The 25342-nt window shown below is 63.9% G+C and carries 25 protein-coding genes and 1 tRNA gene; 7 read left to right on the plus strand and 19 right to left on the minus strand.

What is annotated here, in order from left to right; genetic code table 11:
* Nucleotides 1-113: 113 nt before the first annotated feature.
* The 11 genes from ACVMDN_RS19030 to rpoZ form a co-directional block, all read right to left on the minus strand.
* Complete coding sequence (locus ACVMDN_RS19030) at nt 114-1064, minus strand: cation diffusion facilitator family transporter (protein WP_076834397.1); 951 nt, start codon at nt 1062-1064, stop codon at nt 114-116.
* Between the two features lie 173 nt (nt 1065-1237).
* Nucleotides 1238-3493 carry a DNA topoisomerase IV subunit A gene (gene parC, locus ACVMDN_RS19035; RefSeq protein WP_076834399.1) on the minus strand — a complete coding sequence of 752 codons (2256 nt, stop codon included), beginning with the start codon at nt 3491-3493 and terminating at the stop codon, nt 1238-1240.
* A gap of 72 nt (nt 3494-3565) precedes the next feature.
* Nucleotides 3566-4315: a DNA repair protein RecO gene (gene recO / locus ACVMDN_RS19040; RefSeq protein ID WP_057020749.1), complete on the minus strand. Its 750-nt coding sequence runs from the start codon at nt 4313-4315 to the stop codon at nt 3566-3568.
* Between the two features lie 56 nt (nt 4316-4371).
* Entirely contained in the window at nt 4372-4752 is a 381-nt protein-coding gene (locus ACVMDN_RS19045; protein ID WP_057020750.1) for a hypothetical protein, read from the minus strand.
* A gap of 14 nt (nt 4753-4766) precedes the next feature.
* On the minus strand, nt 4767-5690 hold the full coding sequence (gene era, locus ACVMDN_RS19050) for a GTPase Era (RefSeq protein ID WP_016844010.1): 924 nt from the start codon (nt 5688-5690) through the stop codon (nt 4767-4769).
* Entirely contained in the window at nt 5683-6504 is an 822-nt protein-coding gene (gene rnc, locus ACVMDN_RS19055) for a ribonuclease III (RefSeq protein WP_057020752.1), read from the minus strand. Before rnc ends, era begins: the two co-directional genes overlap by 8 nt.
* Nucleotides 6501-7262, minus strand: a complete 762-nt coding sequence (gene lepB, locus ACVMDN_RS19060) for a signal peptidase I (protein WP_028333840.1) — start codon at nt 7260-7262, stop codon at nt 6501-6503. Before lepB ends, rnc begins: the two co-directional genes overlap by 4 nt.
* A 283-nt stretch (nt 7263-7545) precedes the next feature.
* Complete coding sequence (gene acpS, locus ACVMDN_RS19065; RefSeq protein WP_021078359.1) at nt 7546-7962, minus strand: holo-ACP synthase; 417 nt, start codon at nt 7960-7962, stop codon at nt 7546-7548.
* Nucleotides 7959-8732 (minus strand): pyridoxine 5'-phosphate synthase, encoded by a 774-nt coding sequence (locus tag ACVMDN_RS19070; protein WP_057020753.1) that lies wholly within the window; start codon nt 8730-8732, stop codon nt 7959-7961. Before ACVMDN_RS19070 ends, acpS begins: the two co-directional genes overlap by 4 nt.
* A 101-nt stretch (nt 8733-8833) precedes the next feature.
* Nucleotides 8834-11125 (minus strand): RelA/SpoT family protein, encoded by a 2292-nt coding sequence (locus ACVMDN_RS19075; RefSeq protein WP_057020754.1) that lies wholly within the window; start codon nt 11123-11125, stop codon nt 8834-8836.
* Nucleotides 11126-11335: 210 nt separating this feature from the next.
* Nucleotides 11336-11728 (minus strand): DNA-directed RNA polymerase subunit omega, encoded by a 393-nt coding sequence (rpoZ, locus tag ACVMDN_RS19080; RefSeq protein WP_016844003.1) that lies wholly within the window; start codon nt 11726-11728, stop codon nt 11336-11338.
* A 361-nt stretch (nt 11729-12089) separates the two neighbouring features.
* Here rpoZ and ACVMDN_RS19085 point away from each other — a divergent pair, with 361 nt between their 5' ends.
* Together ACVMDN_RS19085 and ACVMDN_RS19090 are read left to right on the plus strand one after the other, a co-directional pair.
* On the plus strand, nt 12090-12722 hold the full coding sequence (locus ACVMDN_RS19085; RefSeq protein ID WP_016844002.1) for a LabA-like NYN domain-containing protein: 633 nt from the start codon (nt 12090-12092) through the stop codon (nt 12720-12722).
* Complete coding sequence (locus ACVMDN_RS19090) at nt 12703-13362, plus strand: uracil-DNA glycosylase (protein WP_076834401.1); 660 nt, start codon at nt 12703-12705, stop codon at nt 13360-13362. Before ACVMDN_RS19085 ends, ACVMDN_RS19090 begins: the two co-directional genes overlap by 20 nt.
* A 220-nt stretch (nt 13363-13582) precedes the next feature.
* Here the strand turns inward: ACVMDN_RS19090 and ACVMDN_RS19095 are convergent, their stop codons facing one another.
* The 4 genes from ACVMDN_RS19095 to dapA all read right to left on the minus strand — a co-directional run bounded on the left by ACVMDN_RS19095 (nt 13583) and on the right by dapA (nt 16119).
* Complete coding sequence (locus ACVMDN_RS19095) at nt 13583-14164, minus strand: peroxiredoxin (protein WP_076834413.1); 582 nt, start codon at nt 14162-14164, stop codon at nt 13583-13585.
* A gap of 113 nt (nt 14165-14277) precedes the next feature.
* Nucleotides 14278-14751 carry an SsrA-binding protein SmpB gene (gene smpB, locus ACVMDN_RS19100; protein WP_076834415.1) on the minus strand — a complete coding sequence of 158 codons (474 nt, stop codon included), beginning with the start codon at nt 14749-14751 and terminating at the stop codon, nt 14278-14280.
* Nucleotide 14752: 1 nt separating this feature from the next.
* Nucleotides 14753-15169: a large conductance mechanosensitive channel protein MscL gene (gene mscL, locus ACVMDN_RS19105; protein WP_057020874.1), complete on the minus strand. Its 417-nt coding sequence runs from the start codon at nt 15167-15169 to the stop codon at nt 14753-14755.
* 59 nt (nt 15170-15228) lie between these two features.
* Nucleotides 15229-16119, minus strand: a complete 891-nt coding sequence (gene dapA, locus ACVMDN_RS19110; RefSeq protein ID WP_076834417.1) for a 4-hydroxy-tetrahydrodipicolinate synthase — start codon at nt 16117-16119, stop codon at nt 15229-15231.
* Between the two features lie 331 nt (nt 16120-16450).
* Here dapA and ACVMDN_RS19115 point away from each other — a divergent pair, with 331 nt between their 5' ends.
* A complete protein-coding gene (locus ACVMDN_RS19115; protein WP_375166565.1) occupies nt 16451-18937 on the plus strand; it encodes a transglycosylase SLT domain-containing protein in 2487 nt (828 codons plus the stop codon).
* Between the two features lie 239 nt (nt 18938-19176).
* A tRNA-Ser gene (locus ACVMDN_RS19120) sits at nt 19177-19270 on the plus strand.
* A gap of 240 nt (nt 19271-19510) precedes the next feature.
* Here the strand turns inward: ACVMDN_RS19120 and ACVMDN_RS19125 are convergent.
* Both ACVMDN_RS19125 and ACVMDN_RS19130 read right to left on the minus strand, forming a co-directional pair.
* Nucleotides 19511-19819, minus strand: a complete 309-nt coding sequence (locus tag ACVMDN_RS19125) for a hypothetical protein (RefSeq protein WP_210262909.1) — start codon at nt 19817-19819, stop codon at nt 19511-19513.
* Nucleotides 19820-20058: 239 nt separating this feature from the next.
* Nucleotides 20059-20319 carry a hypothetical protein gene (locus ACVMDN_RS19130; RefSeq protein WP_141341846.1) on the minus strand — a complete coding sequence of 87 codons (261 nt, stop codon included), beginning with the start codon at nt 20317-20319 and terminating at the stop codon, nt 20059-20061.
* 857 nt (nt 20320-21176) lie between these two features.
* Here ACVMDN_RS19130 and ACVMDN_RS19135 point away from each other — a divergent pair.
* A complete protein-coding gene (locus ACVMDN_RS19135; RefSeq protein ID WP_456835067.1) occupies nt 21177-21743 on the plus strand; it encodes a hypothetical protein in 567 nt (188 codons plus the stop codon).
* A gap of 13 nt (nt 21744-21756) precedes the next feature.
* Here the strand turns inward: ACVMDN_RS19135 and ACVMDN_RS19140 are convergent.
* A protein-coding gene (locus tag ACVMDN_RS19140) for an IS5 family transposase (protein ID WP_139481326.1) occupies nt 21757-22520 on the minus strand; the annotation gives its coding sequence in 2 pieces (ribosomal slippage) (nt 21757-22182 and nt 22185-22520; 762 coding nt in all).
* 236 nt (nt 22521-22756) lie between these two features.
* Here ACVMDN_RS19140 and ACVMDN_RS19145 point away from each other — a divergent pair.
* A complete protein-coding gene (locus ACVMDN_RS19145) occupies nt 22757-23038 on the plus strand; it encodes a hypothetical protein (protein ID WP_057020761.1) in 282 nt (93 codons plus the stop codon).
* A gap of 423 nt (nt 23039-23461) precedes the next feature.
* On the opposite strand, the gene ACVMDN_RS19150 is transcribed toward ACVMDN_RS19145, so the two are convergent.
* Nucleotides 23462-24370 carry a DMT family transporter gene (locus ACVMDN_RS19150; protein ID WP_057020762.1) on the minus strand — a complete coding sequence of 303 codons (909 nt, stop codon included), beginning with the start codon at nt 24368-24370 and terminating at the stop codon, nt 23462-23464.
* A 96-nt stretch (nt 24371-24466) separates the two neighbouring features.
* On the opposite strand from ACVMDN_RS19150, the gene ACVMDN_RS19155 reads away from it, so the two are divergent.
* Entirely contained in the window at nt 24467-25255 is a 789-nt protein-coding gene (locus ACVMDN_RS19155) for an AraC family transcriptional regulator (protein WP_456814449.1), read from the plus strand.
* The last annotated feature ends 87 nt before the right edge of the window (nt 25256-25342 follow it).

Raw genomic sequence — 25342 nt, forward strand, 5'->3', positions numbered from 1 at the left:
TGATTACGCCAGCCATTCGCGCGGTCGCAATGTGCCGTGTCGTCGCCGCCCGTGGAAGCCGTGGACATGGGTCGATCGATCAATTGAGTGCGAGTGCGTGGCGGCCGCGTCGGCTAGACCATTTCCGCCGGCGCCAGCCGGCAGGTCTCGCTGCTGATCTCGACCTGCAGTGTCGCGTGGTGGATGCTGAACCGCTCCGAGAGCTCGGCGCAGACGTGATGCAGGAAGACATCGTCGTGTCCGCCGGGCCGCACCAGATGCGCGGTCAGCGCGGTCTCGCTGGTGCTCATCGCCCAGATGTGCAGGTCGTGCACCTCGGTGACGCCTTCGAGCGCGATGAGATAATCCCGTACCTGCTTGAGATCGATCCCCCTCGGCACCGCGTCGAGCGCGAGGTTGACGCTGTCGTGGGCGAGCTCCCAGCCACTCAGCAGCACCATCACGGCGATCACCAGGCTGATCGCCGGATCGAGCCACTGCCAGCCGGTCGCCATGATCAGGAGCGCGGCGATCACGACGCCGAGCGAGACACCGGCATCCGCCGCCATGTGCAGATAGGCGCCGCGGACATTGAGGTCGCTGTCGCGGCCGCGCATGAACAGCAGCGCGGTGCCGCCATTGATCAGGATGCCGAGCGCCGCGACCCAGACCACGGTCCAGCTTGCGACCTCCGCCGGCTCGCGCAAGCGATTGATCGCCTCGACCGCGATGCCGCCGACCGCGATCAGGAGCAACCCGGCATTGAACAGCGCCGCCAGGATCGAGGCGCGACGGTAGCCATAGGTGTGAGTATCGGTCGGCCGCCTGCCGGCGAGCCATGCCCCGCCCCAGGCCAACAGCAGCGCGATGACGTCGGAGAGATTGTGAACCGCGTCGGAGACCAGCGCCAACGAGTTGGCGGAATAGCCGAAGATCAGCTCCGCGACGACGAAAGCGGTGTTCAGCGACGCGCCGACCGCAAAGGCCGTGCCGAAACTGTCGGGCGCGTGGCTGTGCCCGGCATGGGAATGCCCGGCATGTCCGTGAGAATGACCGCTGTGGTCGTGGTCGTGATTGTGCGCCATGGCAACCGTCGCCCGATGTCGTCGGCGACGGTTATAGCGCGGTGAAATGTGGATACTATCACACCGCGCACTGAGCCCCCGTAGCCCGGATGGAGCGCAGCGCAATCCGGGATCACTGGTGATCCGGCGCGAGCTCCCGGATTTCGCTTCGCTTCATCCGGGCTACAACACCGTTACTCCACGCCGCGATTGAACTTATTCGACTTCGGCAGGCCGTGGGCGAGCCGGCCGGCGTCGGCGCGGTTGCCGCGCCAGTCGGCCAGTTCCTTCATGGTCATGCTGTGCTCGCGGCCGGCGGAATCCTTCCAGCTCAAGCCGGCCTTGGCGTCGAACACCGCAACGTCAGACAGCGACGCGCTGGTGTATTTCTGCAGGCGCACGCCGCGGCCGCGCGCCATCTCCGGCACCTGGTCGAGGCCGAACAGCACCATCTTGTGGTTGGTGCCGATCACCGCAACGGTGTCGCCGTTCACGGTCGTGATCGCGCGGGCCTCGTTCGGCATCTCGACATTGAGCACCTGCTTGCCCTTGCGGGTGTTGCCGACGCAGTCCTCTTCCTTGACGACAAAACCCTGCCCCTCGCTGCTCGCGATCAGGAACTTGCGCTCGCCCTTGTTGACGAACAGCGAGATGATCGCGGCGTCCTGCTCGAGGTCGATGAACATGCGGATCGGCTCGCCATGGCCGCGGCCGCCCGGCAGCTTTGCCACGTCGAGCGAGTAGAACTTGCCGTTGGTCGCGAACAGCAACAGCTTCGAGGTGGTCTCGGCAAAGAACGAGTGCTCGAGCTTGTCGTCGGTCTTGAAGGCAAGCCCCGAGAGGTCCTCGACATGGCCCTTCAGCGTCCGTACCCAGCCCTTCTCTGAGATCACGACGGTGCACGGCTCGCGCTCGACCAGCGCTTCCTCGATCGCGGCGAGGTCATGCTCGGGCGCATCGGCGAAGGTGGTGCGGCGCTTGCCGAGCGGCGTCTTCGGCCCGAAGATATCGCGGACCTTGCGCACCTGATCGCTGACCTTGGCCCATTGCTCCGTCTCGGAACCGAGCAGGCCCTCGATGCCCTTCAGCTCCTTGCGAAGATCTTTGTCCTCGGTGCGGATCTCCATCTCCTCCAGGCGGCGCAGATTGCGCAGGCGCATGTTGAGGATGGCATCGGCCTGGATCTCCGTGAGCTTGAAGGTCTTCATCAAGACCGGCTTCGGCTCGTCCTCGGTCCGGATGATCTTGATCACCTTGTCGAGGTTCAGATAGGCGACGAGGTGGCCGCCCAGCACTTCCAGGCGGTGCTCGATCTGGGTCTTGCGGAATTTGGTCCGCCGGACCAGCACGTCGCGCAGGTGGTCGAGCCATTCACGCAGGCACTCGGCAAGGCCGACCACCTTGGGGATGCGGCCCTTGATCAGCACGTTGAGGTTCAGCGAGATCTTGCTTTCCAGCTCGGTCAGCCGGAACAGCGACTCCATCATCAGCGCCGGATCGACGGTGCGCGATTTCGGCTCGATCACGAGCCGGACGTCCTCGGCCGACTCGTCGCGGACGTCGGCGACCAGTGGCAGCTTCTTCTCGTTGATGAGCTCGGCGATCTTCTCGACGATCCGCGACTTCTGCACCAGCCACGGGATCTCGGTGACGACGACCACCCAGGTGCCGCGGGCGCCTTCCTCCTGGGTCCAGCGCGAACGGGTGCGGAACGAGCCGCGCCCCGTGGTGTAGGCCTCGACGATCGCTTCCTTGGAATCGACCACGATGCCGCCGGTCGGGAAGTCCGGGCCCTTGACCCATTTCAGCAGCGCCTTCGACTTGGCGTCGGGCTTCTCGATCAGATGCAGCGCGGCGTCGCAGAGCTCGGCGGCGTTGTGCGGCGGAATCGAGGTCGCCATGCCGACCGCGATGCCCTGCGCGCCGTTGGCGAGCAGGTTCGGGAAGCCGCCCGGCAGCACCACCGGCTCTTTCGACTGGCCGTCATAGTTGAGACGAAACTCGACGCCGTCCTCGTCGATGCCTTCGAGCAAGAGGCGCGCGACCTCGGTCATGCGCGCTTCGGTGTAGCGGTAGGCGGCCGGGTTGTCGCCGTCGATATTGCCGAAATTGCCCTGGCCGTCGACCAGCGGGTAGCGCGAGGAGAAATCCTGCGCCAGGCGCACCATGGCGTCGTAGATCGCCTGGTCGCCGTGAGGATGGAACGAGCCCATCACGTCGCCGACGATCTTGGCCGACTTCTTGAACGCGGCGCGCGGGTCGAGCCCGAGCAGGTCCATGCCGTAGAGGATGCGCCGATGCACCGGCTTCAACCCGTCGCGGGCGTCCGGCAGCGCGCGATGCATGATGGTCGAGAGCGCATAGGCGAGATAGCGCTCCTCGAGCGCATCACGCAGCGGCACCTCGTGAATTTCGGCCGGCTCTTCCGGCGGTATCTGTCGTTTTCCCATGGGGAGGCGTTAAACCTTAGCGCTGAATCGGGCAAGCCGCGAATCAGCGGGAATTTAAGGCCCGAATCGGCCTTACGGAACCGCGCTCCGGCCCCGCCGCCGCGTCACGGCGTTGATAAATCCGTCGCGGGCGTCGGAATGGCCCTGGCCGCGGGGCTCCAGCACGTGGCGGAGCAGGAACAGGCCGGTGATCTGGAAGCCGTCGAGCAGGTCCTGGTCCGACCAGCTGTTGGCGCCGCCCTCGCCTTCGCGCAGGAACGCCGGCAGCGGCAACAGCCGGTCGCGCCATGGCTCGCCGGCGGCGCGCGACACCGCGCCGCCGGATTTCGGCGACACATAGATCAGGTCGGTGGTCTCCCCGGTGGCCGCGCAGTTTTCCAGGTCGAGCCCGAAGCCGAGCTCGGTCAGCATCGCGAGCTCGAACCGGATCAGATGCACGGCGGCAACGCCTGCGTCCTCGAAATCGTCGAGCGTCCCCTCCAGCATCTCGTAGATGTCCTCATGCGGATCGCGCTCGGGCAGCAGCCGGGCCAGCGCCGCCAGATGCGTGACACCATAGACCGCATGCGACGAGCCGAGCAGCGTCGCAGCGCGCAGTCGCGTGCCTTCCAGCGCATACATGCCGAGATGCTCGTCGAGCCGCGCCCGCCACACCGCGGTGACGCTGTTGCCGGGCTGCAGCAGCGGCCGCATCCGCGAGCTGGCGCCGCCGCGCACCAGGCCGAGATGGCGGCCGTGCTCGCGCGTCAACAGCTCGACGATGGCGGAGGATTCGCCATGCCGCCGCACGCCCAGCACGATGCCTTCGTCGGTCCATTCCATGTGCGGAGTCTAGCAGGATTCCGCGGATGAACGCAGCTTTCCGCACGCGTCATTCGCTACGCGTTGAACCAGCCCCGCGCGTCGCCGGTGAAGGAATAATACAGCCCGGCCGTGGTCAGAATGCATGACACCACCTCGATGGCGCTGTCGATCTCCATGCCCCTTGCGCCGATGACCTGCACCAGGGACATCAACGACAAGACGAGCACCGCGAGCAGCGCCCAGCGCGGCCAGTTCTTGCGGTGCTGCGCGGCAAGCCGGACGAAATACATCAGGAGCAGGATCATGCAGCCGGCCGTCAGGGTCTCACCCATGATCACCTGCTCGGTCTTCAGGACGGTCGGCGTGCGGTCCTGAAACGCCACCGACAGCGCATCCAGCGTCAGCGACAGATAGAGCAGAACCTCAAACCACAGCACATTTCTGGGCACGTTCATGCAAGCGTCGACTCTTATTCCTTGGGGAATTCCAGTCCCATTTCCTTGTAGCGGTCGGGATCGTCACCCCAGTTCTCGCGCACCTTGACGAACAGGAACAGATGCACGGGGACGCCCATGATCTCGGCGATCTCGGCACGCGCCTGCGCGCCGATCGACTTGATGGTGGCGCCGCCCTTGCCGAGCACGATCTTGCGCTGGCTCTCGCGCTCGACAAAAATCGTCTGCTCGATGCGGATCGACTTGTCCTTGCGGTCGGTCCAGCTGTCGGTCTCGACCGTCGACTGGTACGGCAGTTCCTGATGCAGATGGCTGTAGATCTTCTCGCGCGTGATCTCGGCCGCCAGATGCCGCATCGGCGCATCCGACATCTGGTCCTCGGGATAGAGGAAGGGCCCCGCGGGCACCAGCTTGGCGAGCGTCTGGCGCAAATCGGCAACGCCGTCGCCGGACAGCGCCGAAATCATGAAGGTGTGCTCGAAGCGCATCCGCTCGTTGGCGGCCTGCGCCAGCGCCAGCAGCTTTTCGCGCTGCACGAGATCGACCTTGTTCAGCACCAGGATCTTCGGATGCGCGACGGTTTCGAGCTTGGCCAGGATCGCGTTGGCCTCTTCGTCGAGGCCCGACTTCGCATCGAGCAGCACGCAGACGAGATCGGCGTCGTGCGCGCCGCTCCAGGCGGTCGATACCATGGCGCGGTCAAGCCGGCGCCGCGGCGCGAAGATGCCGGGCGTGTCGACCAGGATGATCTGCGCGTTGCCTTCGATCACGATGCCGCGGATCAGCGCGCGCGTGGTCTGCACCTTGCGCGAGACGATCGTGACCTTAGAGCCCACCAGCGCGTTGACCAGCGTCGACTTGCCGACATTGGGCGCACCGATCAGCGCGACGAAGCCACAGCGCGTCGCGTCCCCTTGCCCTTTGGCCTCGTCAGTCATTGGTGCCGACGCCTTCGCGCTCGATCATCGCGGATGCCGCCGCCTTCTCGGCCGCGCGCTTGTTGCCACCGAGGCCCTCGGCGGAGGCCAGGCCCGGCAGGTCGACCGCAACGCGGAATTGTGGATCGTGATGCGGACCGGTGCGTTCGACCTCGCGATAGACCGGCGTCGGCAGCCCCTTGCCCTGGGCCCATTCCTGCAACACGGTCTTGGGATCGCGCAGCGGCCGGCGCAGCTTGTGCATCCGTTCGGTCCAGTTGCGCTCGACGAACTGGCGCGCAGCCTCGTAGCCGCCGTCGAGGAAGATCGCCCCGATCACCGCTTCGCAGATATCGCCGAGCACGGACTTGCGCAGCCGGGCGCCCTCGACCGCCTTCACCATGCCGAGCTTGATGTCCTCGAGCAGCCCGAGCGCCTTGGCGACGTCGGCGCAGCTCTCCTTGCGCACGAGGTCGGCGAGCCGCTTCGACAATTCGCCCTCGTCGGCCTTGGGGAACGACCGGAACAGCATGTCCGACACGATCAGCCCGAGCACGTGGTCGCCGAGGAACTCCAGCCGCTGGTAGCTGTCGGCGCGGTTGCGGGTGGCGGGCTTCAGCGCGGAGACGTGGGTGAACGCGGTGGTCAGCAGCGCGGGATCCTGGAACGTGTACCCGATCCGCGCCTCGGTGCCGGCGATCGCGGCCTTCTCCTCAGCGGCCTTGGCCGCCTTGCTGCGCCGCTTCTTCGGCGCGGCTGTGCCGTCGGCGGCAGGCGTCTGGCTCGGCTCGCCGGTCGGCGCTGGATCGTTGATGGATGCGGTATCGTCGTTCATCGCACGATAGAGAATAGGCGATTCCACCGCACGGCAAGCGGCCAGCGCCAGATCATCCAGGCCTGCTCGCCCTCGGCGATCGAGAAGAAGATCATCTGGGCTCGCCCGATGATGTTCTCGAACGGCACGTAGCCGACCTGCGACAGGAAGCGGCTGTCGGTGGAGTTGTCGCGGTTGTCGCCCATCATGAAGAAATGCCCGGGCGGAACGGTGTAGACGATGGTGTTGTCCATGTAGCTGTTGTCGGTGCAGTCCAGCGTCTCATAGCTGACGCCGTTCGGCAGCGTCTCCTTCCAGCGCTTGACGCGGGCGGTCGCATCCGCCGAGCCGCAGGGATCCTCGCCGACGAAATCGCTCAGCCGCTCCCGCTTGATCGGCTCATCGTTGATGTAGAGCAGCCCGCTCTTCACCTCGATGCGGTCGCCGGGCAGCCCGATGACGCGCTTGATGTAGTCGGTGGAGTCATCCCGCGGCAGGCGAAACACCACGATGTCGCCGCGGTTCGGCTCCGAGCCGAAGATGCGGCCCGAGAAAATGTTCGGCGAGAACGGGATCGAATAGTGGCTGTAGCCATAGGAATATTTCGAGACGAACAGGTAGTCGCCGACCAGGAGCGTCGCCTTCATCGACCCGGAGGGGATGTTGAACGGCTGGAACAGGAAGGTGCGGATGACGAGCGCGATCAGAAGAGCATGGATGACGACGCGGATGGTCTCGCCCAAGCCGCTTTCAGATTTGGTCCCGGTGGTCACGCTCATTGCTTTCTCAATTCCCGTGGACTGATGTCCACGCGGTGGCAGAACGTTCTCTTCGCGCGAAGCGTTCGGCCTTCGCGTGAGGAAAATGGCCTTGATTCTGATCTTGAGGGCAAATTCCGGCCTAAACCCGGAATCAGCGTCTCGCTCGATATAACCCTGCGGCGTTTTAGACGGTTGTTCGCAGGGGCGCAATCAATCGCCGCCTCAAAACTTCGCAATTCATTGAAATATCAATGATTTTTTAGTTTGCTGAAGTTTTCCGGCAGAATCCGGCACCGCGGGATCATCTGGCGGGGGCAACCGCCGAAATTATGACGAAGGCCTGGGCCAACGGCCAATCGTCGGTGATCGAAAGGTCGATCTGCGCCTGCATGCCCTCGGGCGTCAGTTCCTGCAGCCGGGCCAGCGCCCCGCCGGTCAGCCGCATCGACGGCCGCCCGCCCGGCAGGTTCACGACGCCCATGTCCTTCCACCACACCCCGCGCCGGATACCGGTGCCGAGCGCCTTGGAGCAAGCTTCCTTGGCGGCAAAGCGCTTGGCGTAGGTTGCGACCACCATCTTCTCGTTGTTGGCACGGCGCATCGCCTTGGCGCGCTCGGCGTCGGTGAAGATGCGATCGAGGAATCGCTCGCCATGGCGCTCGATCACCTTGGCCACCCGGGTGATGTCGATCAGGTCGGAGCCGATGCCGATGATCATGCGCTGACGCCACCCTGCGCCCTGGCGCGGCCGCGGTCCATCGCCGCACGCATCTCACGCACCGTCCCGGCGATGCCGACGAACAGTGCCTCGCCCATCATGAAATAACCGATGTTCAACTCCCGGATTTCGGGCAGCGCGGAAATCGTCTCCGCGGTATCATAGTCGAGCCCGTGGCCGGCATGGACCTCGAGCCCGGCCGCCTGCGCCAGCCTGGCACCGGCGACGATGCGCTTCCATTCGGCCTCCGCCTTGTCCTGGTGGCCGTCGACCACAGCGTCGCACCAGCCGCCGGTGTGGATCTCGATCACGGGCGCCTTCAGCTTCGCGGCCATCTCGATCTGCCTGGGATCGGCGGCAATGAACAGCGAGACGCGGATGCCGGCGTCACCCAGCCGCGCGATGAACGGCGCCAGTGCGTTGTGCTGGCCGACCACGTCGAGGCCGCCTTCGGTGGTGAGCTCCTGGCGCCGTTCCGGCACCAGGCAAACCGCGTGCGGCTTGGTGGCGAGCGAGATCCGCAGCATGTCGTCGGTCGCCGCCATCTCGAAATTCAGCGGCTTGGAGATCTCGGCCTTGAGCCGCGCCATGTCCTCATCGCGGATGTGGCGGCGATCCTCGCGCAAATGCGCGGTGATGCCGTCGGCGCCGGCCGCGATCGCGGCAAGCGCCAGCCGCACCGGATCGGGCCGCGCTCCGCCCCGGGCGTTGCGAAGGGTGGCGACGTGATCAACATTGATACCGAGACGCAGCGGCGGAGTTTTGGACATCTCTTTGACCTGCAATCTAGCCCGTCATGTGCGGGCTTGACCCGCGCATCCATCCTTTTGGAAAGATGGGTTGCCGGGTCAAGCCCGGCAACGACGAGACGTTACCCATTGACGCGCTCGACCCGAGCGACGACGGCCTTGGCGCGCAACTGGGCGATGATAGCGCTGAGATGCTTGAGGTCATAGACCTCAAGATCGATGGTCAGCTCCGTGAAATCGGGCGATTGGCGCGACATGTGGATGTTGTCGATATTGCCGTCGTGCTCGGCGATCACGGTCGCGATCTGGGCGAGGCTGCCGGGCTCGTTGACATTGTGGACCAGGATACGGGCCGGGAAGCGCTGCGGCATGGTCTCGTCGATATCCCAGCGCACGTCGAGCCAGCGCTCCGGCTCCTCCTCGAAATCTTTCAGCGCCGGCGACTGGATCGGATAGATCGTGATCCCCTCGCCCGGCGTGACGATGCCGACGATCCGGTCGCCCGGCACCGCACCGCCGTTCGGCGCGAACTTCACCGGCAGGTCGGAATTGATGCCGCGCACCGGGATCACCGAGGTTGCGCGCGCCGGGTGCGGCGGGTTCTGCGTCTTCAGCTTGGCGGCGAGACCCTTCTTGGCACCGTAGCGCACCAGCCGCTCTTCCTTGTAATCGGGATACATCGCGCGTGCGACGTCGGAGGCCTTGATCTCGCCGCGCCCGACCGAAGCCATTACGTCCTCGATCGAGCCGCGCGCGAGCCGCGGCAACGCACCCTTCAGCTTGTCGTCGGCGTATTCGATCTTGGCACGGGCAAACAGGCGGTCGACGATGCGGCGGCCGAGGCCGGCATACTGGTCGCGCACCGCGTCGCGGGTGGCACGGCGGATCGCAGCCCGCGCCTTGCCGGTGCGGGCGAGCGCCTCCCAGGCCGACGGCGGCGCCGACTGTGCCTTCGAGGTCAGCACCTCGACCTCGTCGCCGTTCTGCAGCTCGGAGGACAGCGGCGCGAACTTGCCGTTGATCTTGCAGCCGACCGCGCTGTTGCCGACACCGGTGTGAACGGCATAGGCGAAATCGATCACGTTGGCGTTGCGCGGCAGCGCGATCAGCTTGCCCTTCGGCGTGAAGCAGAACACCTGGTCGTGGAACAGCTCGAGCTTGGTGTGCTCGAGGAATTCTTCCGGATTGGCGCTTTCCGAGAGGATGCCGATGGTGTGGCGCAGCCAGGCGAAGGCGTTGGACTCGTGCTTCAGCCGCTCGTGCGGCGAGCCCGCGCCCTCCTTGTAGAAGGCATGCGCGGCGATACCGAACTCGGCGATCTGGTTCATGTCCTCGGTGCGGATCTGCAGCTCGACGCGCTGCTTGCCCGGCCCGATCACCGTGGTGTGGATCGAGCGGTAGTCGTTCTGCTTCGGGGTCGAGATGTAGTCCTTGAAGCGGCCCGGCACCACCGGCCAGGTGGTGTGGACGATGCCGAGCGCGCGGTAGCAGGCGCCGACATCGTCGAGGATGATGCGGAAGCCGTAGATATCGGACAGCTGCTCGAAGCCGACCGACTTGCGCTCCATCTTGGTCCAGATCGAAAACGGCTGCTTGCGGCGGCCGAATACCCGCGCGGTGATGCCGTTCTTCTGCAGGTTCTTGGAGAGCTGGGTTTCGATCTCGCCGATCAAATTGCGGTTGCGCTCGGCCAGCGAGTCGAGCCGCTGCTTGACCACCGCATAGGCCTCTGGATCGAGCACGAAGAACGAAAGGTCCTCGAGTTCCTCGCGCATCTCGTGCATACCCATGCGACCGGCCAGCGGCGCATAGATATCCAGCGTCTCCTCGGCGATGCGGCGGCGCGAGGCCGGCGGCACGAATTCCAGCGTGCGCATGTTGTGCAGCCGGTCGGCGAGCTTGATCAGCAGCACGCGGACGTCGTCGGCGATCGCAAGCAGCAGCTTGCGCAAATTCTCGGCCTGCTTGGCCTCGCGCGATACCAGTTCCAGCCGCTTCAGCTTGGTCAGGCCTTCGACCAGTGCGCCAATCTCGTGGCCGAACACATTGTCGATCTCGGCCCGCGTCGCCTCGGTGTCCTCGATCGTGTCGTGCAGCAGCGCCGCCACGATCGTGGCGTCGTCGAGCTTGAGGTTGGTGAGGATCGCGGCGACCTCGAGCGGATGCGAGAAATAGGGATCGCCGGAAGCACGGGTCTGCGTGCCGTGCGCCTTCATGGCGTAGACATAGGCGCGGTTGAGCAGGTCTTCGTTGGTGTCGGGGTTGTAGGAGCGGACGCGCTCGACAAGGTCATATTGTCGCATCATTCGCGTCCGCGGCTTGGCCGGCCTCTCCGCCGTGGACGACGTCGGCGCCACCGCGACCGTTTCGGTTGCAGCTTGCATCTGGATGGAACTGCGGCGTCGATACGCCATGAACTCGCTGCCTCTCGCGCGGGACCGGAACGTCCCACCTTTCCTCAATCTAGTGCGCTTTCCAATGAAGCAGCACCCCGCGCGGGCCCTGGAACCATTCAATTTCCCGCGTCCGCGTAGGACGCACCGTAACAGCAAAATTGTCAACAAAAGCAAAGGCCCGGAGCAATGTCCGGGCCTTCGGCAAATCTGTTCGAAACGACGGCGAGCTTACTCGTCTTCCTCGGGCTGCTCCTCCGGGGGCGCCAGACCCTCGAGGCCCTTCAGCAGCTCTTCCTCGGTCATCCGCTCGACCGCCACCTCGGTGTCGTCGGCGTCGACGCTGGCACCGGCGGAACCGATCAGCGGCACGGTGTCGGGCTCGGGCTCGTCGACCTCGACGAACTTCTGCAGGGAGTGAACGAGTTCCTCTTTCAGGTCTTCCGGCGAGATCGTCGAATCGGCAATCTCGCGCAGCGAGACGACCGGATTCTTGTCGTTGTCGCGATCAACCGTGAGTTGCGACCCCGAGGAGATCATCCGGGCGCGATGCGCGGCCAACAGGACGAGGTCGAAACGATTGTCGACCTTGTCAATGCAATCTTCGACGGTGACGCGAGCCATCTCGAGGCGCTCCGTGGTAAAAGGGACCGAACATGTAGGTTATGAGGGTTAGTTATAGGCCTAGCCCCGGTTTCGCAAGGTAAAATTTGTGATTTGCCTTCCGAACAGGCTCTGATAACCCGGTCTGACGGGGGCCAGAAGGGCCGGAGCGTCTGACGACATGGCCAGGTTGCTGTCCCAGGCGAGTAAATCTCTTCATTGCAATGTCAAGGATCTAGGCTTTTTGCCCTCGCCTCACCATAATTGCGGTGGTGACTGTCGTGGGGAAAGATTCACAGAACTTTAGGCAGCAACGCCGGAAATTGCGCGCGGTTGATCACCGCCGCGCTAAGAACACTAACAACCACGCGAGAACACTTTGATGTCGTCACCTGTTTCCAACAAGATCGCGCTCTTCATCGACGGAGCGAATCTTTACGCCACCGCAAAGACGCTGGGCTTCGACATCGACTACAAGCGCCTCCTCAAGGAGTTCCAGAGTCGCGGCACCCTGCTCCGTGCGTTCTACTACACGGCGATCATCGAGGATCAGGAGTATTCGTCGATCCGCCCGTTGATCGACTGGCTCGATTACAACGGCTACACCGTCGTCACCAAGGCGACCAAGGAATTCATCGACGCCAGCGGCCGCCGCAAGGTGAAGGGCAACATGGACATCGAGCTCGCCGTCGATGCCATGGAACTCGCCGAGCACATCGACCAGATGATTCTGTTTTCCGGCGATGGCGACTTCCGTTCGCTGGTGGAAGCAGTGCAGCGCCGCGGCGTTCGCGTCACGGTCATCTCCACCATCGCCAGCCAGCCGCCGATGATCGCTGACGAGCTGCGCCGCCAGGCCGACGTCTTCACCGACCTCGTCGAGTTGCAATCCAAGCTTGGCCGTGATCCGTCCGAACGCCCGGCCCCGCGCGAACCGCGCCACCACTCCCCGCAATTCCTGCAGCGCGCGACCACCATGGCCCCACGGGGAGCCGATGACGATTTCGACGAGTAATCTCGTCGCTGCTGCTACGCGCCCCGACAGCAACTGTCAGCTTTGTGTCAGGCTGGCCGACTTCCGCGCGCAGGCGCGCGCACTGCATCCGGACTGGTTCAACTCGCCGGTGGAATCGTTCGGCGATCCGAATGCGCGGTTGTTGATCGTGGGGCTCGCGCCGGGCCTGCAGGGCGCCAACCGCACCGGCCGTCCCTTCACCGGCGACTACGCCGGTGATCTGCTCTACGCGACCTTGCTCGAATATGGTTTTGCCAGCGGCGTCTATCAGGCGCGGCCGGACGACGGCCTGAAGCTGGTCGACGCCCGGATCAGCAATGCGGTGCGCTGCGTGCCGCCGCAGAACAAGCCGCTGCCGGCCGAGATCAACACCTGCCGGCAATTCCTCCGCGCCACCATCGCCGCGATGCCGAAGCTGCGCGCGATCGTGCTGCTCGGGCGAATCGCCCACGAATCGACTCTCAAGGCACTGGATGTTCGTTTGGCTGCCGCGCCCTTTGTGCACGGCGCCGTGCATAGTGCGGGCAAATTCAAGCTCTACGACAGCTACCACTGCTCGCGCTACAACACGAACACGGGCGTGTTGACGACCGATATGTTCCGCAAGGTCTTCGCGACCGTGCGCAAGGAGCTCGGCTAGCGCCCCTTCCGGTATCCGCTTTGCGAACCGCTATCCAAAGCATGCAAATGCTGGACGCTCGCGCGACTTCGGAATAATAGAAAATACCCCTGAATTGCCCGACGTGTCAAGTTGCCTGGGTGAACGCCGGCCGCCGCCGGCTACTTTGCATGGGGTTGTTTTCGATATTCTGGCAGCGCGACCTGCGACGGCCCCATAACTTCGTATTGCTCTAGTCTAGCTAGTCCGACCGCGGATTGGCCTTCAGCCATTCCAGCACATCTCCGGCGTTCCGGTCGGGCGGGAACACCGGATAGAACACATGCGTGATGCGCGCGTCGTCGATCACCAGCGCGAGCCGCTTGATCAGCGTCAGGCCCGCCACCGACATCGTCGGCAACTTCAACGTGTGCGTCAGTTCCAGCGCTTCGTCGGACAGCACCGGGAACGGCAGATGCAGGCGCGAGGCCATCTCGGTCTGGTAAGCGTTGCTTTGCGTCGACAGCCCGAACACCTGGGCGGCACCGGCCGCCTTCAGCTCGGCGAACAGATCACGGAATGCGCAGGTCTGCGGGGTGCAGCCGCGGGCGCCGGGGATCATATCCCAATCGTCGACCAGCCCGATCTTGCCGGGCTCGCCGGTTCGCGGATAGGCGAACACCACGGTGCGGCCCTTGAGCGCCGACAGCGCCACCGCGGTGTCGTCGGTGGCACGCAGCCTGACCGGCGGGATCGTCATGCCGGTCAGATGCCCCGCGCCGCCGTCATCCGTCGGCGCCGGAATCTTGCTCCAGTCGACGTCAGTAAGGCTCGATTGGCTCATGACCCAAATCTCCCTCGGTCGTCATTGCGAGCGAAGCGAAGCAATCCATAGAGACGCGCACTGGACAGATGGATTGCTTCGTCGCTTCGCTCCTCGCAATGACGACTTGAACGCTATCCCCGCGCCCGCATCAGGCGGCCCTTCTCGCGGCTCCAGTCGCGCTTCTTCTCGGTCTCGCGCTTGTCGTGCAGCTTCTTGCCCTTGGCGACCGCAAGCAGCAGTTTGGCACGGCCGCGCTCGTTGAAATACAGCTTCAGCGGAATGAGCGTCATGCCCTCGCGGTCGACCGCTCCGAGCAGCTTGTTGATCTGCTTGCGATGCAGCAGCAGCTTCCGCGGCCGCTTCGGCTCGTGGTTGAAGCGGTTGGCCTGCAGATATTCAGGAATATTGGCGTTGATCAGCCAGATCTCGCCGTTCTTGGAATCCGCATAGGATTCCGCGATCGTGCTCTTGCCGTTGCGGATTGATTTCACCTCGGTGCCGGTCAGCGAAATGCCGGCCTCGATCGTGTCCTCGATTGCGTAGTTGAAGCGGGCCTTTCGGTTTTCGGCAACAACCTTGATCGGGCGTTCGTTCTTCTCGGCCACTTTAGCTCTTCTTGAGGAGGTCGCGGATTTCCGTCAGTAGCACGACTTCGTCGGACGGCTTCGGCGGTTCGGCGGGCTTGGCCTCATCCTTGCGTTTGAACTGATTCATGAAGCGGACGACCATGAACAGCACGAAAGCGACGATCAGGAAATTGAGCGTCAGCGTCAGGAAGCTGCCCCAGGCCAGCACCGCGCCCTGCTTCTTGGCGTCGGCGAGGTTGGTCGCGTTCACGGCCTTGGAAAGCCCGGTGAAATAGTTGGAGAAGTCGAGTCCGCCCGTGATCGCGCCGATGATCGGCATGATGATGTCGCCGACCAGCGAGGTGACGATCGCGCCGAAGGCTGCACCGATGATGACGGCGACGGCGAGGTCGACGACATTGCCCTTCATGGCGAATTCGCGGAATTCCTTCAGCATGCCCATCCCCTTCTGCTCGACATTGCGCACGGCACTGTTCACGGCGGTCGCGGTCCGGCTCAGTTGATCAGGCCGGCATGGACCATGGCGCTGCGGACCGCCTGGCGGGTCGCTTCGGTGACCGGCACCATCGGCAGGCGCAGCTTCTCGTCGAGCTTGCCGAGCAGCGACATCGCGTATTTCACCGGCGCCGGATTGCTCTCGATGAACAGGTTGGTGTGCAGCGGCATCAGCTTGTCATGGATCTTCAGTGCCGTGGTGACGTCGCCCTTCTGCCAGGCGGTCTGGAACTCCGAGCACAGCCGCGGCGCGACGTTCGAGGTCACCGAGATGCAGCCGTGGCCGCCATGGGCCATGTAGCCGATGATGGTGGCGTCCTCGCCGGAGAGCTGGTTGAAATCCTCGCCCATCGCGGCGCGCTGCTGCGAGACCCGCACCATGCTCGCGGTGGCGTCCTTGACGCCGGCGATGTTCTTCAGCTCGAACAGCCGCTTCATGGTGTCGACCGACATGTCGATCACCGAGCGCGGCGGGATGTTGTAGATGATGATCGGAATGCCGATCGCATCGTTGATCGCCTTGAAGTGCTGATACATGCCTTCCTGCGTCGGCTTGTTGTAGTACGGCGTCACGACCAGCACCGCGGTGGCGCCGGCCTTCTCGGCGTGCTCGGCGAGTTCGATCGCCTCCTTGGTCGAATTCGAACCGGCGCCGGCGATCACGGGCACCCGGCCCTTGGCCTCCTCGATGCACCACTCGACCACCCGCTTATGCTCGTCGTGGCTCAGCGTCGGGCTCTCGCCGGTGGTGCCGACCGGCACCAGGCCGTGGGTGCCCTCGGCGATCTGCCAGTTCACAAGGCCGCGGAAGGCGGCTTCGTCCACCGAGCCGTTTTTGAAGGGCGTCACCAAGGCAGTGAATGATCCCCGGAATTTTGTCTTGGCTGCCATGGACTTCCTCCAAACGCTTCAGGCTAAAGGCTAGGTCGACGGACCTTCGTTGTTGGCGCGCTTCACGTCCGTGCGACCGGCACCCGGTTGTTGCGAAACGCCATGAAAGGCAATTCATATCGGGTCTGGCGGACAGGCGAAAGGGCCGTACCGTACCTATTCCCAGCGGTAATCTGCGGCGCGCGAAATCGTTTCCAGCCGCGATTTTGCCGTTGTGCTGGCGCAAACAGCCGCACCGGCAGGCTTCTTAGTATTTTGTGTACGTTTTCAATCAAATAAGAACCCATGGCCCAAACGACCAAATGATTCGGGGCCGCAGAGGACTTCTGTGATCCGTTCCGTTCGTGCAGGCACATTGCGGTCGACGGCGCTGGCGACGAGCCTGGCGCTCGTTGTCGGCCTTGCCGCCATCACGGCCGATGCCTGGGCCGCCGAGGATGCTCCAACCGCGAAGCCGGCTGCCCAAGACGCGGCTTCCAAGGGCGCCGCCTCCAAGACCACGCCGAAGTCCACGGCTCCGAAGGCGGCGGCTTCAAAGCCAGCGGCAATCAAACCCGGCGCCGCCAAGACTGACGCTGCCAAGACCAACGCTGAAAAGACTGACACTCACAAGACCGAGGCTCACAAGACAACGTCGTCCAAGTCCGGCGCGGTCAAGACAGACGGAGCCAAGGCCGCTCCCGCCAAGACCGAAGCTCACAAGGCAACGGCTCCGAAGCCCACGGAATCCAAGGGCACCACGTCCAAGACCAACACATCCAAGACCACCGCGGCCAAGCCCGCCGCTCCGGCTGCAACGGGAACTGTATCGAACAGGTCGGTGCCCGCGCCCGCACTGGTTCCGGCAACCCGCCAGCATGCCGCGCCGATCGCGCGCAAGCCGGTGCTGCCTGCGGCCGTGGCCGCGACATCCTCGACGTCGCAGTCGGACAAGGAAGCGCTTGCAAGCGTCGTCGAGCTGCTGCGCAAGCGCAAGCCGGCGGACGCCACCGAGGCCGAGGCCTCGATCTCAGATCCGGTCGCGCGCAAGCTTGCCGAATGGCTGATCCTGCGCAGCGAGGACAACGGCGCCTCGGTCGAGCGCTACCGCGCCTTCCTCGATGCCAATCCGAGCTGGCCGTCGCAGACCTTCCTGCGTCGTCGCATCGAGGCCTCGTTGTGGGACGACCGCCGCGACGACTCCGCGGTCTGGGCCTGGTTCCAGAATGAATCGCCGGTCTCGGCCAAGGGCCGGCTCGCGCTCGCCAAGGTGATGATCGGACGCGGCGACCGCGGCAATGCCGAGCGCCTGGTCCGCGAGGCCTGGCGCAACGACGGGATGAGCGAGGACACCGAAAACACCGCGCTCGAGCTGTTCGGCTCCTTCCTGACTGCCGGCGACCACAAGGCACGCATGGACACCATGCTGTACGGCACCGACAACGAGGCCGCCGGCATGCGCGAAGCCAAACGCCTTGGCTCCGGCTACGTGGCGCTCGCGAAGGCACGCATCGCCGCCACCCGCAAGGGTTCGAACCTGCGCGCGCTGCTGGAAGCCGTGCCGAGCGAACTCTCCGGCGACACCGGCTACTTGTTCGCCAGGATCCAGTTGCTCCGCCGCGAGGAGAAATTCTCCGAGGCCGCGCGGCTGATGCTGAGCGCACCGAAGGAAGCTTCCCGCCTGTACAATGTCGACGAATGGTGGATCGAGCGCCGGCTGCTGGCGCGCAAGATGATCGACACCAACGAGTTTCGTACCGCCTATCTGATCGCGCGCGACGCGGCGCTGCCGGCCCGCGACATCTACAAGACCGAGCAGGAATTCACCTCGGGCTGGATCGCGCTGCGCTTCCTCAACGATCCCGCCCTCGCCGCCCAGCATTTCGCGCGGATCGGCGTCGGCAGCGTTAATCCGACCGCGCTGGCGCGTGCCGGCTATTGGCAGGGCCGCGCCGCGGAAGCCGCCGGCCGCGGCCAGGAGGCGCGCGCCGCCTACGGACGCGCGGCCGAGCAGTCCACCAGCTATTACGGCCAGCTCGCGCGCGCCAAGCTCGGCCTGCCGCAGATCGAGCTGAACAGCGCGCCGCGCGGCCGCGGCGCCGAGCGGCTGGAGATCGTACGCGCGGTGGCGCTGCTCTACGAAATCGACGCGCGCGAGCTCGCGATCCCGATCTTCGGCGACATGGGCGACAATGGCGATCCGGAAGCCCTTGCCGGCCTCGGCGAGCTCACCGCGCGCCACGGCGATGCCCGCGGGATGCTGCTGATGGGCAAGGCCGCGCTCAACCGCGGACTGCCGTTCGACCATTACGCCTATCCGGTGAACGGCATCCCCTCGTTCCGCCAGGTCGGGCCGGAGGTCGAGCAAAGCGTCGTCTACGCGATCGCGCGCCAGGAGAGCGCGTTCAATCCTGCGGTGGTGTCACCGGCCCAGGCCTACGGCCTGATGCAGGTGACGCCGGACGCCGGACGTTACGTCTGCAAGCGCGCCGGCATCGGCTTCGACCTCAACCGGATGAAGACCGATCCGGTCTACAACGCGATGCTCGGCGCCGCCGAGCTCGGCGGCCTGCTCGAGGACTATCGCGGCTCCTACATCCTGACCTTCGCCGCCTACAATGCCGGCCGCGGCAGCGTGCGGAAGTGGATCGAGCGCTATGGCGATCCGCGCGATCCCAAGGTCGACGCGGTCGACTGGGTCGAGCTGATTCCGTTCTCGGAGACGCGGAACTACGTCCAGCGGATCATGGAAAACCTGCAGGTCTATCGCGCCCGGTTCGGCGGCGGCACCAAATTGCAGATCGAGGCCGATTTGCGACGCGGCGCCAGCGTGGAATGAGCCGGCGCAACCGGTTTTCAACAGGCTGGGCGACCGCAGCTTCCAGCCTCGACCAAAGATCCAGCTAATCTATTGTTATATCTTGCATTTTAAGCAACCGCGCGCTCCGATACGAGCCGATCGGCGCGGTTTATAAAGGCTTGGGGACGGCCGGCGGCCGAGCTGCCCTCAAATCACCTTGGCGCAATCTGAATCTGCCGCTTGCGGCTCAGCGCCCTCTCGGGCATATCGGCGCCATTGGAGACGTGGCCGAGTGGCTGAAGGCGGCGGTTTGCTAAACCGTTATAGGCTTGTAAAGGCCTATCGAGGGTTCGAATCCCTCCGTCTCCGCCAGCCAACTATTTGTCCAGCCCGGAGACATGGGTAACAGGTCGTGCCTAAGACATGGTGACAACCTCGTGCGAGAGCATGGTCAAATTCATCTCTCAGAATCGCGCCGATTTTCCGAAACTTGAGACGGCGATCAGTTCGACCGTTACTGCAAATATGACCAAGGCTGGATAAAGAAACGCCGCCGGGACAATGCCATTTCGAGCCCGGCGGCGTACTTTTGGCGTGCTGCACGGCGCTCCCTTAAAGTTCAATCTCGATTGCCATGTTCGCGCGCACAAGAGTGGTCAAGCCCGCTTTCAATCTCTTCGCTTGCCAGGTCTGGAAAGCTGGATCGGCGTTCAGCTTGTCAACCGCCGCGCCATAAGCCGAAAACGTCTCAAAATTTACTGAGAAAACGAAATTGCCGGCTTCACCGACGGCGACAGACCAGAACCTTGGTTTGCCACCATGCTTGCGCCAAAGCGCGGCACTCTCCTTTGCCAATTCGAGTATTCCTGCGAGGTCACCGCCTGGATTCGGCTTGACCACGTACTGCACGACTACTGCCATGCTACCCTCCATTGAAATTACAGGAGGAGCGCATGCGAGGCTGTTTTTCGGTCGTGGGGTTTGATCTAGGTCAAGCAATCCAGCGACGCGACATGGGTACTTAGCTGCCCCGGCGCGAACCGCGATGGCATAGTGCCTGCACTCTGGACCGTGCTGGGGATTTCAGTGTCCCAGTTCAGGAAGGAAACGCCGCCGGGCGTGTATTTTTGAGACCGGCGGCGTACTTTTTGGGGATTCGATCAGATCCAGTCGGTTGCCCAGCCGGGCAGACGATCCGGAAGCGGCCTATCGAGCAGGCCAGCGAACAACACGGCGAGCGCCGCACCTTTGATGGCGCCTTCGCCGTTGCTCCATCCGAAATGGGGGACCGCCGAGGCAATCGCCCACATCCAAAACGGTATTGGCGTGCGACCGCTGACTGTGACTTCGAAAGTATTTTCCAGTTCTCTTGTTCGCCCGGTATTGTCCATAAGCCGCAGAAAAAGCAGCCCTTTACTCACTCTTGAGCGGCGGTCCTAAGAGGGTCGTCCTGGAGGAATGCCGGCATCGGCCCCTGGCCTGGACCGGTTGTCACCTCCGCGTGAATGAAACATCATTCCCGGCTCCGCGAAGCGAGCACGCAACAAACCGCGCCCACCATCCCCGCATTGTTTATTTCACCTGAACATTTCCGGGGTAAAGCCATGCAGCAAGACAGTGGCATCCACTTCCAGGATACCGACCAGGTTCTGCGTAACGCCCAGCTTCGCCGATCCGCCGACTTGGGTCCCTGGTTACGGCAGCGCTTCTCATCCAAGGCAGGCAGGCTCGTGGTCGCAACTTCGCTGGCTTGCATGGTTGTTGTGCTGGCGATCGCTGCTGCCCCGCGGCCGGTCTCGAGCGCTGCGCTTGGCAGCGAGTGGCAATGTAGCAAGGCAGCGTTTGTCCTGACGACCTGCCGTCAAGCCGACCCCGCCCGTTCATAGCAAGCAGCCGCATTGGGGACGTACGGTAGCGACGTCAATTGGCTCTGGTGAAACCATTTGTCCGGCGACTCCGTAACTGGAGCGCCGGCCTATTTCTTCCATTTTGGCACTACGGGCCGGCTGGGGCCGTTCGGTCTTTCCCAGTCACGAACGGCCCCACTTTTAGGCCCATCCATGAACCGCGTCAGCTTTCCCTCGGCTTGATTATTTGGCATCAAATGATCAAGGCGCCCGCGCGAAGAATCCGTCGGCCGGTCGAGCTCGAGCTGAAGGCGAAGAAATAGATGGATGGCCCAAGTCGCGGTCTCAGGTCAGCGATCTGTTTCGCGCTGGTTCTCCTTCTGCCTGCTGCGCAGACGGCGCCGACGCTGCATTCGCGGGACGAGTGGCGTGTGGTTGACAAGGAATGCCGCGACGTCTTGCCTGCGCAGGCAAAGATACGGGCGTGTCTCAACCTGCTGAGCGATCGACGCCTCTCGACCGCTTATCTTGCGTCGATCACCGGCGAAATATCGAGCACCTTCCAAGGCTTGCGGGACTACGGCAACGCAATCAAGTACAAGAAGATCGAAATTGAACGTACCTCGGCGAGGCAACCTTCTTCGTCGGGTGACGCACTTCCTGCCAGTCTCGGTGCGATGTCTCTGCGTTACACGGAGCTCGGGACACTCCAGGCGCTCAATCGCCAAACCAATTTCGGCAGTCAGTCGGATGAAGCGCGCCGAGGCGCCACTGAGGAGCAAAGCAGCTACAACCTTGCGCTTCAGTACAACCCGATGAACTACAGGGCATATCGATACCGGGCTGAAATTCGCAGCCAATTCTGCGACAGCGCGTCCGCCGCTCAAGACATGGAAGCAGCGGTCAGGTTTGCCGAACAGGCGGGAGATCAGGACGCCGCGCGAGACTACAAGCGCATCACGCTGGGTGCTTGCGTTCCGGCGTGGCGGCGAGACTAGGTGGTGTGGACATTTATCGCATCCATAAGACGATGGCTGCGAGAGTAACGACGGCCAGGTAATTTCGGGCGGTCTTTTCGAAGCGGGTTGCGACGCGGCGGAACTGCTTGAGTTTTGAGAAGCAGCATTCGACGAGATGACGCTGGGCATAGAGGTGCTTGTCCAGCGGATATTTGAGCGCACGTGACGGGTTGTTGGGGATGACGGCGAGCGCGCCTTTGGCAGCGATCGCCTGGCGCAAGTGATCGGCGTCATAAGCCGTATCCGCCATGACGACCTGGGCAGGTAATCCCTCGATCAATTCGGCGGCTTGCGGTACGTCGCTCTTCTGACCTGCGGTGAGCTTGAACCGTACGGGACATCCCAGGCCGCGAACGGCCATATGTATCTTGGTGCTCAGGCCACCGCGCGAGCGACCGATCGCCTGATCTTCAGACCCCCTTTTTTCGCCCCAGCGGCGTGCTGGTGCGCCCGGACGATGGTGGAGTCGACGATCAGATACTCGAAGTCCGGATCACCGGACATCGCTTCGAATATGCGCCACCAGACCCCCTTGATGCTCCATCGACTGAAGCGCCGAAACACGCTGTTCCAGTCTCCAAACACCTCCGGAAGATCACGCCAGGGAGAGCCAGTGCGCACGATCCAAAGTACGCCCTCCACAAACATCCGGTTGTCCCGTCCGGTCGAACCCTTCTGGTCAGGCCGGCCGATGATCAGCGGCGCCATCCGCTCCCATGTCGCGTCGCTCAATACCAAGCGGTCCATCACACCCAAGGCGGCCTCCCCAAAAGCAGCCTTGAATCTGATTTGCGCCTAAAAGGGAATCCTTAGAGTCCACACCACCTAGTCCGAGCCATCAGACTGTCGCCAGCCGGCGGCACACGCCGCGCCGCACCGCCCCGACAGTATTCTTACGGACCCCCAACTGGCAGGGAACTTGCGATGTATCCGTGAATAGTTCGGCGCCAGCTGTTCTCGGTGTGCCGAACTCAGACATTCGGAGCACGCAAATGAACATGCATCATCGTTTTGAGACAGCTGGCGGACGTGGCGGACGCGAGTCGACGGTCAGCAAGATGCTGTCCGATCTCGTCCTGGCCTGCCGGCAGATCGAAGCCGACATCGCGACCGAAGAAGCGCGCGTGGGAATTTATGACCGATCGGACGCGAGGTATCCGATTTTGGCAAGGTCGCTCAATGAGCGGCACGCCAATCTCAAGGGAACGATTGCCACGCTCGAAAAGCGCGTCGCCGAGAGATCTCAGCACAAGCTGGTGACCGACGCAGCATAGCTCGGTCTTTGACCAGCTCCTTGCACGCGGGCAGAGCGATCGATGCGATGAAGCATCAGTGCGGCGGCGACGACGTCAGCCGCTGCCGCGGGTGGATGGATCGAGGTTTCGGTTCTCGCCGGGCGGGATCGGGCCAAAGCCCGGATATACGTACCGGTCCGGAGACACGACCTGTTCACTTGGACGGATGATGAGGTGCTGTCGCACGCGACGATGATGCGCCGTTGCGGCGCCGGCAACCGAGCTCCACAGCATCGCAAGCGGCAACGCCAAGGCCAAGGAAATAGGCAAGCAAACACGCAAGACAACACGCATCGCGATCACTCCGTTTCACCGAACAGGTGATCGCCGAGCGTAGCGCTGTATTCTGCCCTGGCTTCTCACATGCGATCAAAACAGCGAGATCGGCGATCCGTCACTTCGTTATCGCGCACCGATCGCGGTCTTTAGCGGCCGCGGCAAGGCCTGCGCGCAGGCGACACCGAGCAGCGCGAGGCCGCCGCCGACGACGTGGAATGGCCTGACCGGCTCGCCGAGCATCACGATCGCGGCCACAGCGGTCAGCACCGGCAAGAGATTCATGAAGATCGCGCAGCGGTTCGGGCCGAGCTGCGCGACGCCGCGGATCCAGAGGAACGGCAGCACCACCGACGCGAGCGCACCGGCATACACGATCAGCGGCAAAGTCTCGGCGTTGACCTGACGCAGCGGCGCCGGCGTCGCGAGGAACGCGGGAAACATCACGGCCAGCGCGCACAGCGCCTGCATGTAGGTGGATTGCCATCCAGTGATCGGCAGATTCCAGCGTTTCAGCAGCACGCCGTACAGCGCATAGGCGATCGCGGCCAGCAGCATCAGCGCGTCGCCCGCATGCACGCCGTTCTGCAACAGCGACGACAAGTCGCCGCCGCTGACGAGGTAGACGAGGCCCGCAAATGACAGCGGTGCGCCCCAGATCATGCCAAGCGTCGGCGGTTCGCCGAGCAGCGCGGCACTGAGGGCGACCGTCAACAGCGGCGTCAGCGCGGTGAAGACAGCCATGTTGGTCGCGGTGGCGGTTTCGGCCGCCAGATACGACAGGCTCTGGAACAGGCACATCGCAAGGAAGCCGAGGATCGCGAGCGGACCGAGATGCGGCCAGATCGCACGGCGATTGCGCCAGGCGCCGCGCGCCACAAACGGAGACATCAAGAGCATCGCGACCAGCAGGCGATAGAAGGTGATCGCCTGCGGACCGATCGTGTGCGCCGAGAGGCGAGAGACGATGACGTTGCCCGCCCACAGCACGATGGCAACGAAGGGATAGAGAAGTGCGACTTTCTGCTTGAACATGACCCGGCAGCGCGTTGGTGAAGGACGCTCCAGCAACTACCTGTCGCGCTAACGTCCGTCTCACGCTAGAATGACCTCACCTAGTGAGATTGGGACATGCGAGATGAAGACGTGTTGGACGAGCTGACCACACGGCACCTCGACTATCACGCCACGGCGCGGCCGATGGCGGCGATGGAGATCGACTATCCGAGCGGCGCGTCGACCGGCCTGCACGCGCATCCGCGCGGCCAGCTGCTCTATGCGATCGAAGGCGTGATGGTCGTTCGCTGCGCTGAAGGCACCTGGGTGGTGCCGCCCAACCGTGCGGTGTGGCTGGTGGCCGATCTCGCGCACGAGGTCCGGATGTGCGGCGCGGTCAAGATCCGCACCGTGTTCGTGGACGCCGACGCGGCTCCCGATCTGCCGGGGGCCAGCTGCGTGTTCGCGGTCTCGCCGCTGCTGCGCGAATTGTTCGTCGCCGCGATGCGCGTCCCGCTGGACTATGCGCCCGCGACCTCCGATGAGCGCCTGATGCGCGTGCTGCTCGACCAGCTGCGCGAAGTCGATGTGCTGCCGCTGCACTTGCCGATGCCGCGCGACGAAAGGCTCGCGCGGATCTGCGCCGCGCTGGTGGCCCACCCGGACGATGGCTCCACGGCGGAGCAATGGGCGCGCCGGCTGAAGCTGACGTCGAAGACCATCCATCGTCTGTTCGCCAGGGAAACCGGCATGACGTTCGGCGAATGGCGTCAGCAGGCCCGCCTGCTGTTCGCGCTCGAACGCCTCGCGCGCGGCGCCCGCGTGATCGATGTCGCGCTCGATGCCGGCTATGCCAGCCAGAGCGCCTTCAGCGCGATGTTCCGCAAGCATTTTGGCGTGCCGCCCAACGCGTTCTATCGGTGAGCCGTCCACTGCCGCTGTGCTCCCTCTGCCCGTTCTTACGGGGAGAGGGTTGGGGTGAGGGGCTGCATCCGCAAAACAACTTCGAGT

The sequence above is a fragment of the Bradyrhizobium sp. USDA 4510 genome (assembly GCF_054059095.1).